Source organism: Streptomyces sp. NPDC088707 (assembly GCF_044752725.1).
Lineage (GTDB): Bacteria > Actinomycetota > Actinomycetes > Streptomycetales > Streptomycetaceae > Streptomyces.
Genome location: NZ_JBIVLV010000004.1, coordinates 452,525 through 468,453, shown reverse-complemented (window position 1 = coordinate 468,453; position 15,929 = coordinate 452,525). Strand labels below are relative to the sequence as shown.

Below are 15,929 nucleotides of genomic sequence, written 5' to 3'. Positions count from 1 at the left end.
GGGACGCGGGCCGAACTCGGGCCGCCCTTCAGGGGCGGGACGTACCGCTACTTCTCCGCGCCGACGACCGGCGCCGCTTCGGGCGCACCGTCCGAGTCGTCGGTCTGCCCACCCGTGGCGGGCAGCTTCACGACGACGGCCACCAGCACGGCGGAGGCGACCGCGACGGCGGCCCCGATGCCGCCGATGACGTTCAGGCCGTCCGTGAACGCCTCACGCGCGGAGGCCAGCAGCCCGGACGCCGCTTCCGCGGGCAGGCCCCGAGCGGCGTCGACGGCCCCGGCCAGCGTGTCACCCGCGGAGTCCGGAGCCCCCTCCGGCACCTTGACGCCTGCGTGGTAGAGGGCGGCGCCGAGGCTGCCGAGGATCGCCACGCCCAGCGCCATGCCGAGCTCGGTGCTCGTCTCCGAGAGGGCCGCAGCCCCGCCGGCCCGCTCCGGCGGAGCGGCCCCGACCACGATGTCCGTGCCCAGCGCGATCAGCGGGCCGCCACCGGCGTACACGAAGGCGAAACCGGTCACCACCTGGGCGATGCCCGAGGTGCTGTCGGCCATGCTCAGCATCAGGTGACCGACCGCCGAGACCAGCAGGCCGACCGCGACCACGTACGCGGGACGGAAGCGGCTCGCCGCCATCGGGGACACCACCGCGGTGACGATCAGCGCGAACGCCGCCGGCAGCAGGTACAGGCCCGCCTTCATGGGGCTCAGGCCGCCGACGAGCTGGAGGAACTGGGTCACCATCAGGTACGTGCCGCCCGCCACCAGCATGCTGAGCAGCAGCGTCACCAGCGCGGTGCGGAAGGTGGCGGTCCGGAACAGCGCCAGGTCCATCAGCGGGTTCTCCAGGGTCCGCTGGCGGCGGACGAAGAGCACGGCGACGACGAGGCCCACGACGACGGCGGAGACGGGAACCGCCCCGAACCCGGAGTTGGCGATCTCCTTCAGGCCGTAGATCACCGGGAGTATGGCGGCGAGCGACAGTGCCACGCTCGTCAGGTCGAGGCCCCCGGCCTCCTCGTCACGGTACTCCGGCAGCAGCAGCGGACCGGCCACCAGGAGCAGCACCATGATCGGCACGCCGAGCAGGAAGACGGAACCCCACCAGAAGTACTCCAGCATGGCGCCGCCCACCACCGGGCCGAGCGCGATGCCCACGGAGAACATCGTGACCCAGACGGCGATGGCCACACCGCGCTGCCGGGCGTCCTGGAACATGTTGATGATCAGGGCCAGCGTGGAGGGCATCAGCGTGGCTCCGGCGAGGCCCATCGCCGCCCGCGCCGCGATCAGGGCGACCGGGCCGTCGGCGTAGACGGCTGCCAGCGAAGCGAGGCCGAAGGCGGCCGCGCCGATCAGCAGCAGCTTGCGGCGGCCGATGCGGTCGCCGAGGGTGCCCATGGTCACCAGGAAGCCGGCGATCAGAAAGCCGTAGATGTCGATGATCCACAGCATCTGGGAGGCGGAGGGGTCCAGGGCCGCGCTGATGTGCGGCACGGCGAGGTGCAGCACGCTCACGTCGATGGAGAGCAGCAGGGTCGGCAGTGCCAGGACTGCCAGGCCCAGCCACTCACGTGGCGTCGCCTGTGCGGGGGTGTCGACGTCGGTGGTCAACGGTGTTCCTTTCGGGGACGTACTCATCGCTGCCCGGCGCGGGCGCCGGGCAGAGGCATAAGGGGCGCCGCCTGCGGCGGCGCGGTGGCGGAAGGCAGCAGAAGCGCCGTGACGGCGGCCGCGTTGGCCGGGGTGTACAGGTAGAAGTGGCCTCCGGTGAAGGTGCGGTACTCGAAGGGGCCGGAGGTCTCCAGCGACCACAGGTGCATCCGGTCGCCGATCACCACCGGGTCGTCCACGGCGCCGAGTGCGAGAATCGGGACACCCACCCCGGACCGGGGACGCCGATAGGTCTCCATCGCCTCCAGGTCGGCGCGGATCGCCAGCAGCGACGGACCGACCAGGTCGGCGCGGTCCCTCACCCCCGGGGACATCCCCCCTATGTCCGTCAGGTGCTCCAGCAGCTCCGCGTCGGTTCTGAGGTGGGCGAAGGGAGGCTCGCTGGGGAAGCACGGCGGCTGCCGCGCCGATACCGCGAGGCGCGTCGGGGGCAGGCCCTTGGCCTCCATCGCGCGGGTGAGCTCGAAGCCGAGGACGCTGCCGAAGCTGTGCCCGACGACGGCGTACGGCAGCGGTTCCAGCTCGGCCAGTTCGCGGGCCAGGGCCTCGACCATCGGCTCCAACCGGTTCATGGGCGGTTCACTGATGCGCGCGCCTCGGCCGGGCAGCTGGGCCACGACGCACTCAACCTCCTCCGGCAGCACCTGCCACCAGGAGCGGAAGGCGGACGGCCACCCGCCGGCGTGCGGGAGCGCCACCACCCGGAACCGCGGGCGGGCCCGGGGCGCGTGCCCCGGGCCGCTCTCGGCGGTACGGCGGGCCCCGCTGCCCACCTTCATCCACCAGCCGCTCATCCGGTCCCCGCGTCCCCGGACACGGCGTGTCCGGCAGTCACGGGCAGCCCGGCCGGCGCGCGGCCGGCCAGCAGCGGGTGGTGCTTCTGCAGGTGCAGGATCACCCGCTCCTGATGGCGCTGGAGGCGCTGCCCCGGGAGGTGCTCCAGGGAGTGCAGGAACGGGTCCTCGGGCGTCGGCAGCCCGGCGATCCCGGTGGCCGTGCCGAGCACCAGCATCGGCTGGTACCACGCCGAGTAGCCGCCCTCGTGGGCGAACACGACCCGGCCGCCTGTCAGTTCGTCGGCGAGCCGGACCATGGCCGAGGCCATGGCGTGGAAGGTCCGGCTGGTGCACATCATCCGGCCCATCGGGTCGTGGCCGCCCGCGTCCACGCCCGCCGCCACCAGGATCAGGTCCGGGGCGAAGGCGCGGGCCGCCGGCTCCACGATCCGTTCCATGACCGCGAGGTAGGCGCCGTGGCCGGAACCGGCGGGCAGCGGCACGTTCAGCGTGCTGCCCGCGCCCTCGCCGGCGCCGGTCTCCATGACGAGACCGGACGCGGTGGGGAACAGCCCGTCCTGGTGGACGGAGATGTACAGGACGTCGGGGTCCTCGTAGAAGGTGCGCTGGATGCCGTTGCCGTGGTGCACGTCCCAGTCGAGGACCAGTACCCGTCGCGCCCCGTGGCGCTGTGCCGCGCGGGCCGCCACCGCCAGGTTGTTGTAGAGGCACAGCGCCATCGCCCGGTCGGGCTCGGCGTGGTGGCCGGGCGGGCGCACCAGGCAGTAGGCGCGGTCGAACCTGCCGTCCAGGACGCCCGTCGCGGCCTGGACACAGGCACCGGCGGCGAGCCTGGCCGCCCGCGCGCTGTGGTAGTTGACGTGCGCGTACACGCCGGCGTCGCCGGCACCGGCTGCCGAGGCGGCCTCGACCCGGTCGATGTGGCCGGGGACGTGGACGAGGAGCAGTTCCTCGTCGGTTGCCGGCGCCGGGGTGTGGACGGTGTAGTGGTCCATCACCCCGGTCGCCTTGACCAGGCCCTCGGCACGCCGCAGGTCGGGGTCGACCGCGAACTGCCGCAGCGGTTCGACGCCCGGCCCGACCGGCACGTATCCCGAACCGGCGCCCGGGTCGTGCCAGAAGCAGATCTCGTGGCTGAACCACGCGAGTCGGGAGCCGCTCACCAGCCGGACACTCCCAGCGAGGCGCGGCTGACGCCGGACACCTTCTCGATGTACTGGAGGTAGTACTCGCGCTCCTCGTCGGGTGTGCGCTTGGTGCGCAGCGTCGTCTCCAGCAGACGGAGGATCTCCTCGGCCTCGGCGGGGGTCAGTCCCCTCTCGCCGATCTCCTTCTCCAGCGCGCGGATGCGCGCCGCCGGCTCCGCCACTCCGGACGCGAACGCCGCCGGGTCACTGTCGTGGTTGCGGGTGGAGGCGATGGTCTTCAGAACCGCTCCGAAGAACGCCGTGGTGTCGGTCATGGTCGAATCCCCCTTGCTCGCGGTACATCGGTCGGTACGTCATCCGGGTCGCCGGCCGCTGTGCGGCCGGCGGGCCGGTGTTCGGCCGGAACACCTCTCGGTGCACCGGTCGGTGCGTTGATCCCTACGTCGGTCGTCGCGGGTGCGCGGTGCTCCCCCGTGCCGGGGAACGGTGCCGCGCGGCACCGGTCTGTCAGCGGATGAGGCCGCAGGCGCGGCCGGCCTTCTCCAGCGTGAGGACCGCCGCGTCCAAGTCGGCCTCGGTGTGACTGAGGTTGACGATCGTCCGCAGCCGGGGAAGGGTCCGCGGTACGGCCGGGTACACGATCGGCTGGACGAAGAGCCCGTCCTGCTGGCACAAGCGCGCCATCTCCACGGCCTGGTCGGCGCTGGCACAGATCAGGGGCACGACGGGCGTCTCACTGGCGAGCGTGTCGAAGCCCAGGGCGTGCAGCTGGTCCCGGTACCGGGTGGTCCTGGCCCGCAGTTCACGGGGGAGGGACGGCGCGGCGGTCATCACCTCGACGGCGGCCTTGGCGGCGGCCACCTGGGCGGGCGTGGCCGCCGCGGAGAACATCCAGCCCCGCGCGTTGTTCTTCAGCGCGAAGATCAGGTCACGGGAGCCGGCGACGTAGCCGCCGGCGCTCGGGACGGTCTTGGAGAGCGTGCCCATCTTGACGTGGACGCGGTCCGGGTCGATGCCGAAGTGCTCGGTGATGCCGCGCCCGGTGTCGCCCAGCACGCCGAGGCTGTGCGCCTCGTCGACCATCAGCGGGGCGTCGTACCGCTCGCAGAGCTCCAGGATGCCGGGCAGGTCGGCCACGTCGCCGTCCATGCTGAACACGGCGTCGGTGACCACCAGCCGACCGCCGTCTCCCGCCTTGCGCAGGGCGCGTTCGAGGTCGGCGAGGTCGTTGTGGGCGTAGGTGACGACCTTGGCGTTGGACAGCCGGTACCCGTCCAGGATGCTGGCGTGGTTGTAGACGTCGCCGATCACGGTGTCGCCCGGGCCGACGAGGGCGCCGACCGTGGCCACGTTCGCCATGTAGCCGCTGGAGAACACGATGGCGTCCTCCGCGCCGAGGAAGCGGGCGAGGGCCAGCTCCAGCTCCCGGTGCAGGTGCAGGGTGCCGGCCAGCAGCCGTACACCGTGGGCGCCGGTCCCGTGCCGCTCGACGGCGCGCAGCGCCTGGTCGTCGATGTAGGGGTGCCCGATCAGCCCGAGGTAACTGTACGAGGCGAAGTTCAGGAACCAGCGGCCGTCGAACTTGATGCGGGACCCCGACGCCTCCTCGATCACGGGCTCGTAGAAGTACTCGCCCCTCGCGACGATCCCGCGGTCCTCGGCCGACAGCGCGTCGATGCGGCGGTCGAGGAAGGTGCCCTGCGGGGCGTCGGCCAGCCGGCCGGGGAGGGTTCGGCGGGGGGTGCGGGCTCCGGGAGCGGGCGCCGTGCCGGGGGTGGGCGTGACGGCGGGTGTGGGCAGGGAGGCCGTGTCGGGGCTGGTGCGCGGGGACAGCGGGCGGGAGGGCTCGTAGGCGGGGTTCGCCCGGGCCGCGGGGACCGCGGGAGAGGGCGCCGTGTCGCGGTAGCGGTCCCAGTCGGGCACGAAGCCGTTCGCGGCCGGGACGGGAGCCGGCTCCGGTACCGGCGGCCGCTCCGGCGCCCGTACGGCGGTCGACGGGGCCGCGGCGACGGGCGCCGCGGGGGCCTCGTAGGGCGACTCGCGGGGCGCGAGCAGGGGCGGGGGCGGCGCCTGGGCGGCGGCGCGAGGGAGGGACTCCAGGTGCGTGAGGAGCGTGCCGACCCGGGTGTGCTCGAAGAACGCCATCGGGTCCACGTCGAGCCCATCGGCGGCCAGCGAGGCCGCGAGTTCGACGGCCATCATGGAGTCGAGGCCCAGCTCGAGGAGGTCGTCCTCGGCGGAGACCGAGTCGAGGTGCAGGACCTTCCCGAGGGCGAGGGTGAGCGACGGCCAGAGGCCGGCATCGGGCGTGACAGCAGTCATGGATGCGTCCTTCGCGTTCGCGGCGGAGAGTACGTAGTGCGCGGGTGGACGGCTCAGGGCCGTGCGGAGCAATGCGATGCCGTCGTCCTCGGTGAGCGCGGCGACGCCGTGGGCGGCGGCCTTGGGCGCGATGCTCTCGCCCATGCCGACCGTCCACAGGCCCCAGCCGAGGCTGTACCAGGGGAGGCCCTCCGCCCGTCGGCGGGCGGCATAGCCGTCCAGGTAGCCGTTGGCCGCGGCGTAGGCGCTCTGGCCGAGGTTGGCCCGGACGGCCGCGATCGAGGAGAACAGGACGACGAAGGCGGGGTGTTCACCGCCCGAGACGAGGTCGGCGAGGGCGTGCGTACCGCCGACCTTGGGGCCGAGAACGGCGTCCACCCGGTCGGGCATGAGGCTGCGGGCGAGTCCGTCGCGGAGCACGCCCGCCGCGTGGAACACCCCGTCGAAGGGGCCGGACAGCGCCTCCCCGAGGGAGCGGACGTCCGCGGCGACGACATCGAGGTCGCAGCGCCCGGCGAGCCGGTCGAGGCGCTCTCGTGCCTCGCCCTGTGAGGGTACGGTCCGCCCGACCAGCGTCAGCCGGGCGCATCCCTCGTCCGCGAGGAACTCCGCCACGCGCAGGCCGATGCCGCCCATGCCGCCGGTGATCAGGAAGCGGCCGCCCCGGTACCGCACGTCGCGTGCGGGGGTCGGGGGCGCCGTCAGCAGCAGGGGCTCGTACCAGGTGCCGTTCCTGAGGGCGAGCTCCGTGCCGTCCCGGCGCAGCGCCTCCCAGAGGGCGGCCCCGTCGGCGTCCCCCGCTCCCCCGGCCCGGTCCGGGCCGGAGCCGAGGTCGGCCAGGCGGACCCTGGTGCGAGGGTGCTCGACGCGCAGGGTGCGGCCGAGGCCCCACAGGGCCGTCATGAGGGGGTCGACCGCCTCCCCCTCCGTCACCGCGTGCGCGGTGCCGGTGACGATCAGCAGGTCGGGCATGGGCGTGCGGGCGGCGAGCCGGCGGACCAGCGCGAAGACGCCCTGGAGGGCCTTGGTCGCCGCCGCCGCGTCGTCCGCCGGGCCTTCGGGGACCACGTAGACGACGTCCTGGGGAGCGGTGCCGTCCGGCAGGGCGTCGAGGCCCTCGTCGACCAGCCGCTCCGGCGTCAGGTGGAGGACGCGGTGGCCCTCGGTCGTACGGGGCGCGTGTGCCGCCACCAGCAGGACGGTGCACTCGGCGCCGGCCACCGGTCCCCCGGCACCGGCGGATTCCTGGGGGGCGGCGGCCGGGTCGGGGCGGGCGGGTCCCGGGGCCGTCTCGCGCCAGACCAGGGCCTCGATCGTCGGGACCGCCGCCGGTCCCTGCCCGGCACCGCCCCGGAGCCCTTCGGCGGGCGCCGGGGGTGCGGCGGACACCGCGGGTGCCCCGGGCACGGCGGGCGCCACGGGGAGGCCGCCCGGCCGGGACACCGGGACGGGCGCGGTGGCGGTGCCGCCGGCCGGGTCGGGTGCCGCAGGGCCCGCGGCCTTGAGGGTGATCCGGTCCAGTTCCAGGAGTACCTCCCCCTGCTGGCTGCAGACCACCGCCCGGCCCCGGACGACCCCGCCACCGGTGTCGGCGGTCTCGTCCCTCTCGACCAGGGCGATCACCGTGCCGGAGATCCGGCGGCGGGCCACCAGCCGACCGACGTACCAGGGCAGGCACATGCCGGCCGAGCCGTCGTCGAGCATGCCGAGCGCCTGGAAGACGCTGTCGAGCAGCGGCGGCGGTACGAACGGGGGCACGGCGCCGCCTTCCGCCCCGTCCTCGACGCGGAGCATCAGCAGCATGCGTCCGGGCCCCCGGTCCGCCGACCGGACGACCCGGTATGCGGGCCCGTACGAGATGCCGCTCGCGTCCCGCCACGCGGCCATGTCCGTCAGCGGAACGTGCTGGGTGCAGCCCGCCCTGAGCGCGGCCACGTCGACGTACCGAGGCGGCGGTAAGAGAGTGCTCGACACACGGGCGACGCTGTGCTCGACCGGCTCCGCACCGGGCGCGGACGGCAGAGAACGGACCGCGTACCGGCCCTCTCCCGCCGGCGCCACCTCGATGGCGGCCTCGGGGCCGGAGACGGTCAGCGGCGTCTTGAACGCGATCTGGTCCAGCTGCCACACCCGGTCGGGCAGGTCGGCGGCGCGGGCGGAGAGCAGGGCGTCGATCTGGGCGGCGGCGGGGACGACCGGGACCCCGCCGATCCGGTGGTCGGCGACCAGCGGATCGGCGGCCCTGAGGGTGACCCGACGGGCGCTCACGTACGCAACCCGAAGCGGCCGGTGGCCCGCACGAGGCCGTTCACCTGGATGTCGACGGCGTGCTCGCCGGAGTAGTACGTACGCGTCTGAACCTCCCTGATGGGGTGGGACTTCGCCAGCGTCCGCTTCTCGCCGGGCCCGAGTTCGATCGTGGTCAGCTTGAAGACCTTGGGGATGCTGCGTCCGTTCTTGCGGACGTGGTGCACCACGTAGTCGACGGCGATGCTGTGCCGTCGGTCGTCGGTGTTCTCGATGTCGAAGTCGATGACGAGGGTGTCGCCGACGGTCACCGCATCCGGGGTGATCCGCAGCCGGGGTACGACCACGTGCTCGCCGCCGGTGGCCCCGAGCAGGCCCAGGGCCTGCTGGTCGCCCTTCTTCACGAGGGTCCGCAGGCCGTGCCTGACGATCCACCGGGTCTCGGGGGTGGGACTCTCCTCCAGCCAGCGCAGCGCCGTGGCGAGCGCGACCTCGGGGTGGTCCTTGGAGATGTCGTTGAGGTTGTTGGCGACGGACTTCCGTACGTACTCGGACGGGTCGCTGCGCAGCGGTTCGAGGATCTCCAGGACCGGCTGCGGGTCCTTGACGAAGAAGGCCAGCGTGCGATGCCAGGGCAGCCGGGGGCGGACGCCCTCGGTGGCCAGCCGGCGCACGTTGTGACTGGGGCTCACCGCCCAGCCGGCGACCTTCTCCATCGTCAGCTCGTAGTGCTGTTCGAGGTAGGGGCGGATGGCGTACTCGCCGGTGTGCCGCTTGGTGATCTCCTCGATGGCTTCGAGGGACAGCTCGGGGTGGTCGAGGCCGTACTCCTCGACGAAGCGGGCCACCGGCATGAGGAACCAGCTGCTGTTGAACATGCCCTCGCCCTCGGCGAGTTCATCCTCGAGGATGGCGAGGAGGATCGGCACGGCCTTCGCGTAGTCCTCGGGGAGCCGGGACCGCAGGCCTTCCGCGAGGACCAGGACGCGGTCCTTCAGCTCCAGTCCGGGGATGCGCCGCTCGGTCTCGGCCGCGTAGTCCTCCACGTCGAAATCGGGGTGGACGACTCGGATCTTGCCGCCGATGAGGCGGGCCGCGTCACCGTTGAAGTGACGCTTCAGTCCGTACTCGCTAGCCATGGTGCTGGTACCTCTCGTTCGTGTGGTGCGGGTGTTGCACGTTGTTCGGAAGGGCGGGACGGGGGGCGGACGGGGTCGGGGGCGGAGCAGGGGGAGAAGGTGGGGTCGAGTCCACGCCTGGGGCGCGTGTCGCGTGCGTGTTCGCGTTCGGGTTCGCGTTCGGGGTGATCCAGTACCTCTGTCGGTTGAAGGGGTACGTGGGCAGGGTCATCGTGCGGTGGCCCTTGCCGGCATGCACACCCGCCCAGTCCACCGAACCCGAACCCGAACCCGTGTACGACGCCACAGCCGCGTACACCTCGGCCTGGTCCACCCGGTCACGACGCAGCGTCGACAACCACAACGGCTCATCGCCCGACCACGACGCACGCGCCAACGACGTCAACTGCGGCTGCGCACCGATCTCCCAGACCACACCCGCACCCACACCCGACACCAGCCCGACAGCATCCGAGAACCGCACCGGCTCACGAATGCCCCGCGCCCACAACCCCGCGTCCTTCACGGACTCCGGCGTGTGCCAGCCACCCGACACCGTGGACGCGAACGCCACCCGCGGAGCCGACCACTCGACACCCGACACCACCTCGGCGAACGGAGCCACCGCCCCCTCCATCAGCGCGGAGTGGAACGCATGACTCACCACCAACGGCTGCGACCGCAGACCCGACTCCGCACGGAACCGCGCCACCGCATCCACCGAACCCGAAACCGTCACCACACGAGGCGAGTTGAACGCCGCAACCTCAACCCCCGGGAACGCCCTCAGCGCTTCCACGACCACAGCCGCGTCGCCATGCACCGCGGCCATCGCACCCTCACCGGGCTGCGACTCCATCAACCGGCCACGCACCACCGCCAGACGCAGCAGGTCCTCCAGACCCACCACACCCGCGGCCCACCCAGCACTCAACTCACCCAGACTGTGTCCCACCACGACATCCGGACGCACACCCAACGACTCCAGCCACCGCACCAACGCCACCTGCACCGACACGATCCCCACCTGCGCAAATCGCGTCGAGTCGAGGGCGCCGGAGGTGTCGGTGAACAACAGGTCGAGCAGGGGGATGTCCAGATGGCCGGCGAGCAGGTCGGCGCACTCGTCGAGTGCGGCGCGGAAGGCCGGTTCCGTGCGGTAGAGCCCTTGGCCCATGCCCGTGTACTGCGAGCCCTGGCCGGTGAACATGAACACCACCGGCGCCGACTTCCGACCGCTTCGACGGGCCACCGGAGACGCGCCCGAGGCGATGTCCCGCAGCGCCACGGCGAGTTCACCCGCGTCACGGCCCGAGACGACCGTACCGAACCTGTTCTCCGCGCGTCCGGTGTTCGCCGTGAACGCGAAGTCGCCCACGAGGTTCTCGTCCGCGGCGGCCAGGGCGTCCGCGTACGAGCCGGCGAGTGCGCGGACGGAGGTCTCATCGGCCGCGTCCACCCGCACCAGATACGACTCCTGCCCCACCACCTCACGCGCGGGAACCGCAGGTGCCTCTTCCAGGATGACGTGGGCGTTGACCCCGCCCATCCCGAACGCACTCACCGCACCACGACGCGGACCATCCACCGGACGCGGCCACTCCGACACCCGATCCGCAAGGAAGAACGGCGTCCCCTCGAAACGAATGTGATCATTCGGCCGCACCACATGCAACGACGGCGGAACCACACCCCGCTCCATCGACAACAACACCTTCACCAACCCCGCCAAACCCGCAGCCGGCTCCAGATGACCCACATTCCCCTTCAACGAACCCAACGCACAGAACTGCGAACGATCCGTCAAACCCCGCCACGCACGCGTCAGACCCTCCACCTCGATCGGATCACCCAGACTCGTCCCCGTCCCATGCGCCTCCACCAGACCGATCGACTCCACCGACACACCCGCATCCACCAACGCAGCAGAGATGACCTCTGCCTGGGCGCGCGGGCTCGGTGCCGAGTAACGGGTGGTACGACCGCCGTGGTTCACGGCCGCGCCCTTGACGACACCCCGGATCCGGTCGCCGTCGCGCAGAGCGTCGTCGCAGCGCCGGAGCACCACGGCCACGGCGCCCTCACCGGGGACGAAGCCGTCGGCGGTGCTGTCGAAGGCACGGCTGCGGTGGCGCGGGGAGAGGGCCATCATGTCGCCCATCGACCGGAAGTACTCCGGGCTGATGCCGGCGTGCACGGCCCCGATGACCGCTGTGTCGATGTCGCCGGAGCGCAGGTGCTGGAGCGCGGAGTGCAGGGCGACCAGTGAGGACGAGCAGAGGGTGTTGACGACCGTGCTGGGACCGCGCCAGTCCATCAGGTATGAGAGCCGGTTGGCGATCATCGCCTCCAGGCCAAGGCCCCGTCCCTCGGGCACGCCGTGGCGAAAGCGCTCCTCGTGGTAGTGGTCGTGACTGTAGGCGATCCACAGCCCGGTGCGGTCCTCGTCGGCGCGGGCGCCGCCGCGTCCGCCGTCCTCCAGGGCCTCCCAGATCGTCTCGTAGACGATGCGGGCCTGCGGGTCGATCAACGGCGCCTCGCGGGCTGATATCCGGAAGGGCGCCGGGTCGAACTCGTCGACCCGGTCGAGGAAGGAGGCGTGCGGGAGGGAGCCGGCGGCGTCACCTCGACGGCTTTCGGGCAGCGGGCCGACCGTGTCGCGGCCCTCGGTGAGCAGCTCGGCGAAGGCCGTCAGCGTACTGGCGGTGGGCAGCCTGACCGCGGCGCCGACGACCGCGATGTCGCGCGACCGGGTCGCGTGGGCGTCGCCGCCGGACGCGGCCTCTTCGACTGTGCGGGCTCTGGGGGCGGCGGTGACGCGCGCCGCCGGGGCGGGCGGCCGCGGCGGCTCCGGCGACCGGGGCGCCGTCGGGATCACCGGAGGTGCCTCGGCCGCCGGGTGCTCCGGGGCCGAAGGGACCGCAGAAGGCACAGGGGCCGTTGGGGCGGCGGGGGCTGCCGGGAGGGTGTGGGCTGCCGGTACCTCAGGGTCCGCCGGGGCAGTCGGTGCAGTCGGAGCCGCCATCGTCGACGGGGCATCCGAGGCCGACGGGCTCGGGAGCCGGTCGACGAGTTCAGGTGCCTCCTCCGTCAGGAAGTCCGCGAACTGCCGGGGCGTCGCGTACTCGAAGAAGACCGTCGGGTACAGGGACAGGTCGTGTTCCCGGGAGATACGCTCGCTCAGCGCCACCAGGCCGACGGAGTCGAAACCGGCGGAGAGGAACTCGGTGTCGGCGTGCTCCTCGGACGTGCCCGTCAGTGCCAGGAACCAGGCCAGCGCCCGCGCGGACGGCGAACCGACGGCGGCGGCGAGGTCGGCGGCAGGGGCGGGGGCGGCCCGGAACGCCGGGGCGGTCGGCGTGACGACGGGGGCCGGACCGACGGCGGCGCCCTCGGTCACGGCATCGGCATCGGCATCGGCATCGGTCACAGGAGCTGGCTCGGCCGGGAGCGGTGCGGCGGCAGCGGGTACGGGTCCGGCGGCCGGGGCGACCGGGACCGCCGCCCGCACGGCGGCCGGTTCCTGAGCGGCGGACGGGACCGGGGCGGGCACGGTCGTGGTGTCCGCGCGGAACGCCAGTGCCGGGACACGCTTGGACGACATGTCTCCGAAGACCAGCAGCGGCGTGCCCGACTCGTCGGTGACGGTCTGGGTGACCCGGCACGCCTCGTCGTTCCAGAAGGCGATCTCGGTACGCACGTACGCGGCGTCGTCCAGCGGGCCCAGGACGTCGAGCCGGCCCACCGACAGCGGGATGAACGCCGAGGCGTCCGCGGTGCCGAAGACCGGGTTGGCCGGGTCGATGGCCGCCACGGTCACGCTGTCCAGGAGGCCCGGGAAGAGCTGGACGCCGGGCGGGTTCAGCTCCCGCTGGCGGGGGCCCTCGATCCGGGCGAGGGTGCCGCCGTCCGGCAGGCTCGCCACCCAGGAGATGTTCCGGTAGTAGCGCCCGTGGTGGTAGCCGATCCGCCGCAGCCACCGGTACAGGCCGGAACCCGCGTGGACGGCGGACCCGGCGCAGTCGGCCAGCAGGGTGCCGACCGGCAGGCGGGGCGCCGGCTCGGCACGGGTGGCGAGGCGGCCGGTGACGAAGACGTCGCCGGTCTCCCCGTCCTCGACCCGGAACCGCCCGTCCCCGTCGACCCGGCCGACCACGCGCCGGGCCCCCGTGGGAATGAGGGGGCGGTGGAAGAGGATGTCCAGCGCGCCGTGGAACACGTCGCCGCGCAGGGCGGCTCCCTCGCGCAGGAAGTCGAACCAGGCCACGCCCGGGAGCATCAGCGTGCGGTACACGGAGTGCTGCGCGATGGGCACCTCGCCCGGGCCGAACACCCGGGCGTAGGTGTATCCGGCGGGCCCGTCGTCGGCCACCAGCTCGGCGGGCGAACCGGGTTCGGCGGACCGGAGCGGCTCGGCGAGGTTCAGGGCGCGTCCGCGCGGCTGGGCGACCGGCAGCAGGCGCTTGCTCCACGCGGCGCCGGTGGTCCTCTGGAACGCGGCCCAGTCGATGTCGCGTCCGGCCTCGAACAGTTCGGCGGCGACGGCCGCCAGTGCGGCCGCGGCGGTCCGCTCGTCGCGGGCCCCGGCCAGGCGCGCGCCGACGTCGCGGCCGGCGGTGTCCTGATGACCGGGGTCGCGGGCCGGGTCGTTGTCGCGCCGCAGGACGTCGCCGAGTGCCTGCTCCAACGGCAGGTTCCCCCGTACGAAGTCGGCGACGGCCTCCCAGCCGGGCGGGAGGCCGACGGCGTCGTCGGGCAGCCCCAGGTCGCGCAGCACTATGGCGAGGGCGACCCCGGAGAGGATGCGGAGCAGTTCGCCGGAGAACGCGGCCAGCGGAGTGCCGGTGGCCGTCTCGAATCGGCGTACGACGTCGTGCACGGCGGGTGTGGAGCGGTCGAGGGCGGTGAGCCACGCGGGCGGCGCCGCGGCGGCCTCTGGACGTACGGACACGGTCGCGCGGGACGTGCCGGCGCCGGTCGCACCGGCGGACCCCGCCGCTCCGGGAGCTCCGGCGCCGGGGGCGAGGAGCCAGGCGCGCAGGGCGGCCGTCAGCTCGTCCGCGTCCTCGCCGACGACGGCCAGCCGCGCAGCGCGGTGCGGGCGGGCGAGCCGGGCGGTGGCGCACACGTCGGCCAGTTCCTCGGGCCGGCCCCGGAGCGCCGGCAGGAACTCCACCCACTGAGCACACAGTTCGCGCAGTCCGTAGGCGGTGTCGGCGGAGACCGTCAGGACGTGGACGGGCTGCCGGGCCAGGGCCGGAGCCGTACCGGTACGGCGGTCCGGGACGGGGACCGCCTCGGCCACGACGTGCGCGTTGGTGCCGCCGAAGCCGAAGCCGCTCACTGCGGCCCGGCGGACCGGCACGTCGGGCCAGGGGCGGGTGGTCTCGGGCAGGTGGAAGGGGCTGTCGTCCAGTCTGAGGCGGGGGTTGGGGGACTCGACGGCCACGGCCGGTACGGTGCCCTCCCGCAGCGACACGATGATCTTCGCGAGTCCGGCGAGCCCGGAGGCCGAGTGGAGGTGGCCGATCCGGCGCTTGACCGAGCCGAGTGCGACCGAGTTGCGCGGGACGCCGTGGCGGCCGAACACCTCGGTGAGCGCCCGCACCTCGATGGGGTCGCCGATGGCGGTTCCGGTGCCGTGCGCCTCGATGTACTGCACAGTCGCCGGGTCGACGGTCCGGTAGACCTTGTCGAGCAGGTCGATCTGGGCTTCCAGGTTGGGCGTGGTGACGCCCATGGTGCGGCCGTCGTTGTTGACCGCGACCCCGCTGATCGCGCCGAGGACCAGGTCGCCGTCACGCAGCGCCGCCGCCATCGGCTTCAGCACCAGGGCCGCGGCTCCTTCGCCGGGGACGTAGCCGTTGGCCCGGCTGTCGAAGGTGTGGCAGAGCCCGTCCGGTGACAGCGCCCCGGTGCGGGAGAGGAGGACGAAGGTCAGCGGGTCGATCAGGAGGTCCACCGCGCCGACGAGAGCGAGTTCGCAGCTTCCGGAGGCGAGGCTCTGGCAGGCGAGCCAGACCGCCGAGAGCGACGAGGAGCAGGCCGTGTCGACGACGAGGCTGGGGCCCGCGAGGTCGAAGCGGTCGGAGAGCCAGGCCGCCATGAAGTTCTGCGACCGCCCCCACAGGGCGGCCGGGCCGGGCCCTGCGGTGCCCGCCGGGGTGTGCAGCGCGGGGTCCGGAAGGCCGGGGGCGACCGTGCCGCGGCCCCGGTCGAAGCCGTAGGCGTTCATCCGGGCACCGATGAACACGCCCGCGTCGAGCCTGCGGCGCGCACCCAGGTAGCCGGAGTCCTCCAGGGCCCGGGCGCCGACCTCCAGCATGACCCGCTGCTGCGGGTCGAGGAGAACGGCGTCCTCGGCGGTCATGCCGAAGGCCTCGTGGTCGAAGGAGAACGGGTCGACCAGGAACGCGCCCCGGTGGTGGGTGCCGCGGTGCGGCGCCTCGCCGAGGTACAGGTGGCGGGCCCACCGGCTCGGCGGGACCTCGCCGACCTCGACCTCTTCGCCGCCCAGCATGGCCGTCAGGTCGGCCACGTCCTCGGCGCCCGGGAGCCGTGCCGCGAGGCCGATGACGGCGATGCGGGAGTCGAGCTCGCTCACAGTTGTCCTTTCGTTCGGCT

Annotated in this window: 7 protein-coding genes; all 7 read right to left on the bottom strand. The window is 73.2% G+C overall.

What is annotated here, in order from left to right; all coding sequences use genetic code 11:
* Positions 1-47: 47 nt before the first annotated feature.
* Positions 48-1,640, bottom strand: coding sequence for an MFS transporter (locus tag ACIP84_RS15830; protein WP_401798264.1), 1,593 nt, complete (start codon positions 1,638-1,640; stop codon positions 48-50).
* A complete protein-coding gene (locus ACIP84_RS15825; protein ID WP_401798263.1) occupies positions 1,637-2,467 on the bottom strand; it encodes a thioesterase II family protein in 831 nt (276 codons plus the stop codon). Before ACIP84_RS15825 ends, ACIP84_RS15830 begins: the two co-directional genes overlap by 4 nt.
* Positions 2,464-3,633: a class II histone deacetylase gene (locus ACIP84_RS15820; RefSeq protein WP_401798262.1), complete on the bottom strand. Its 1,170-nt coding sequence runs from the start codon at positions 3,631-3,633 to the stop codon at positions 2,464-2,466. The genes ACIP84_RS15825 and ACIP84_RS15820 overlap by 4 nt, the downstream gene beginning before the upstream one ends.
* Positions 3,630-3,932: a hypothetical protein gene (locus ACIP84_RS15815; RefSeq protein ID WP_355967335.1), complete on the bottom strand. Its 303-nt coding sequence runs from the start codon at positions 3,930-3,932 to the stop codon at positions 3,630-3,632. Before ACIP84_RS15815 ends, ACIP84_RS15820 begins: the two co-directional genes overlap by 4 nt.
* Positions 3,933-4,125: 193 nt before the next feature.
* Complete coding sequence (locus ACIP84_RS15810; RefSeq protein WP_401798261.1) at positions 4,126-8,208, bottom strand: aminotransferase class I/II-fold pyridoxal phosphate-dependent enzyme; 4,083 nt, start codon at positions 8,206-8,208, stop codon at positions 4,126-4,128.
* Positions 8,205-9,326: a DNA alkylation repair protein gene (locus tag ACIP84_RS15805; RefSeq protein WP_401798260.1), complete on the bottom strand. Its 1,122-nt coding sequence runs from the start codon at positions 9,324-9,326 to the stop codon at positions 8,205-8,207. Before ACIP84_RS15805 ends, ACIP84_RS15810 begins: the two co-directional genes overlap by 4 nt.
* Positions 9,319-15,909, bottom strand: coding sequence for a beta-ketoacyl synthase N-terminal-like domain-containing protein (locus ACIP84_RS15800; RefSeq protein WP_401798259.1), 6,591 nt, complete (start codon positions 15,907-15,909; stop codon positions 9,319-9,321). The genes ACIP84_RS15805 and ACIP84_RS15800 overlap by 8 nt, the downstream gene beginning before the upstream one ends.
* Positions 15,910-15,929 lie beyond the last annotated feature (20 nt).

Bases quoted from the DNA above. Each gene is read 5' to 3' on its own strand.
- ACIP84_RS15830 (WP_401798264.1), bottom strand. From the start codon at position 1,640: ATGAGTACGTCCCCGAAAGGAACACCGTTGACCACCGACGTCGACACC.
- ACIP84_RS15825 (WP_401798263.1), bottom strand. From the start codon at position 2,467: ATGAGCGGCTGGTGGATGAAGGTGGGCAGCGGGGCCCGCCGTACCGCC.
- ACIP84_RS15805 (WP_401798260.1), bottom strand. From the start codon at position 9,326: ATGGCTAGCGAGTACGGACTGAAGCGTCACTTCAACGGTGACGCGGCC.
- ACIP84_RS15815 (WP_355967335.1), bottom strand. From the start codon at position 3,932: ATGACCGACACCACGGCGTTCTTCGGAGCGGTTCTGAAGACCATCGCC.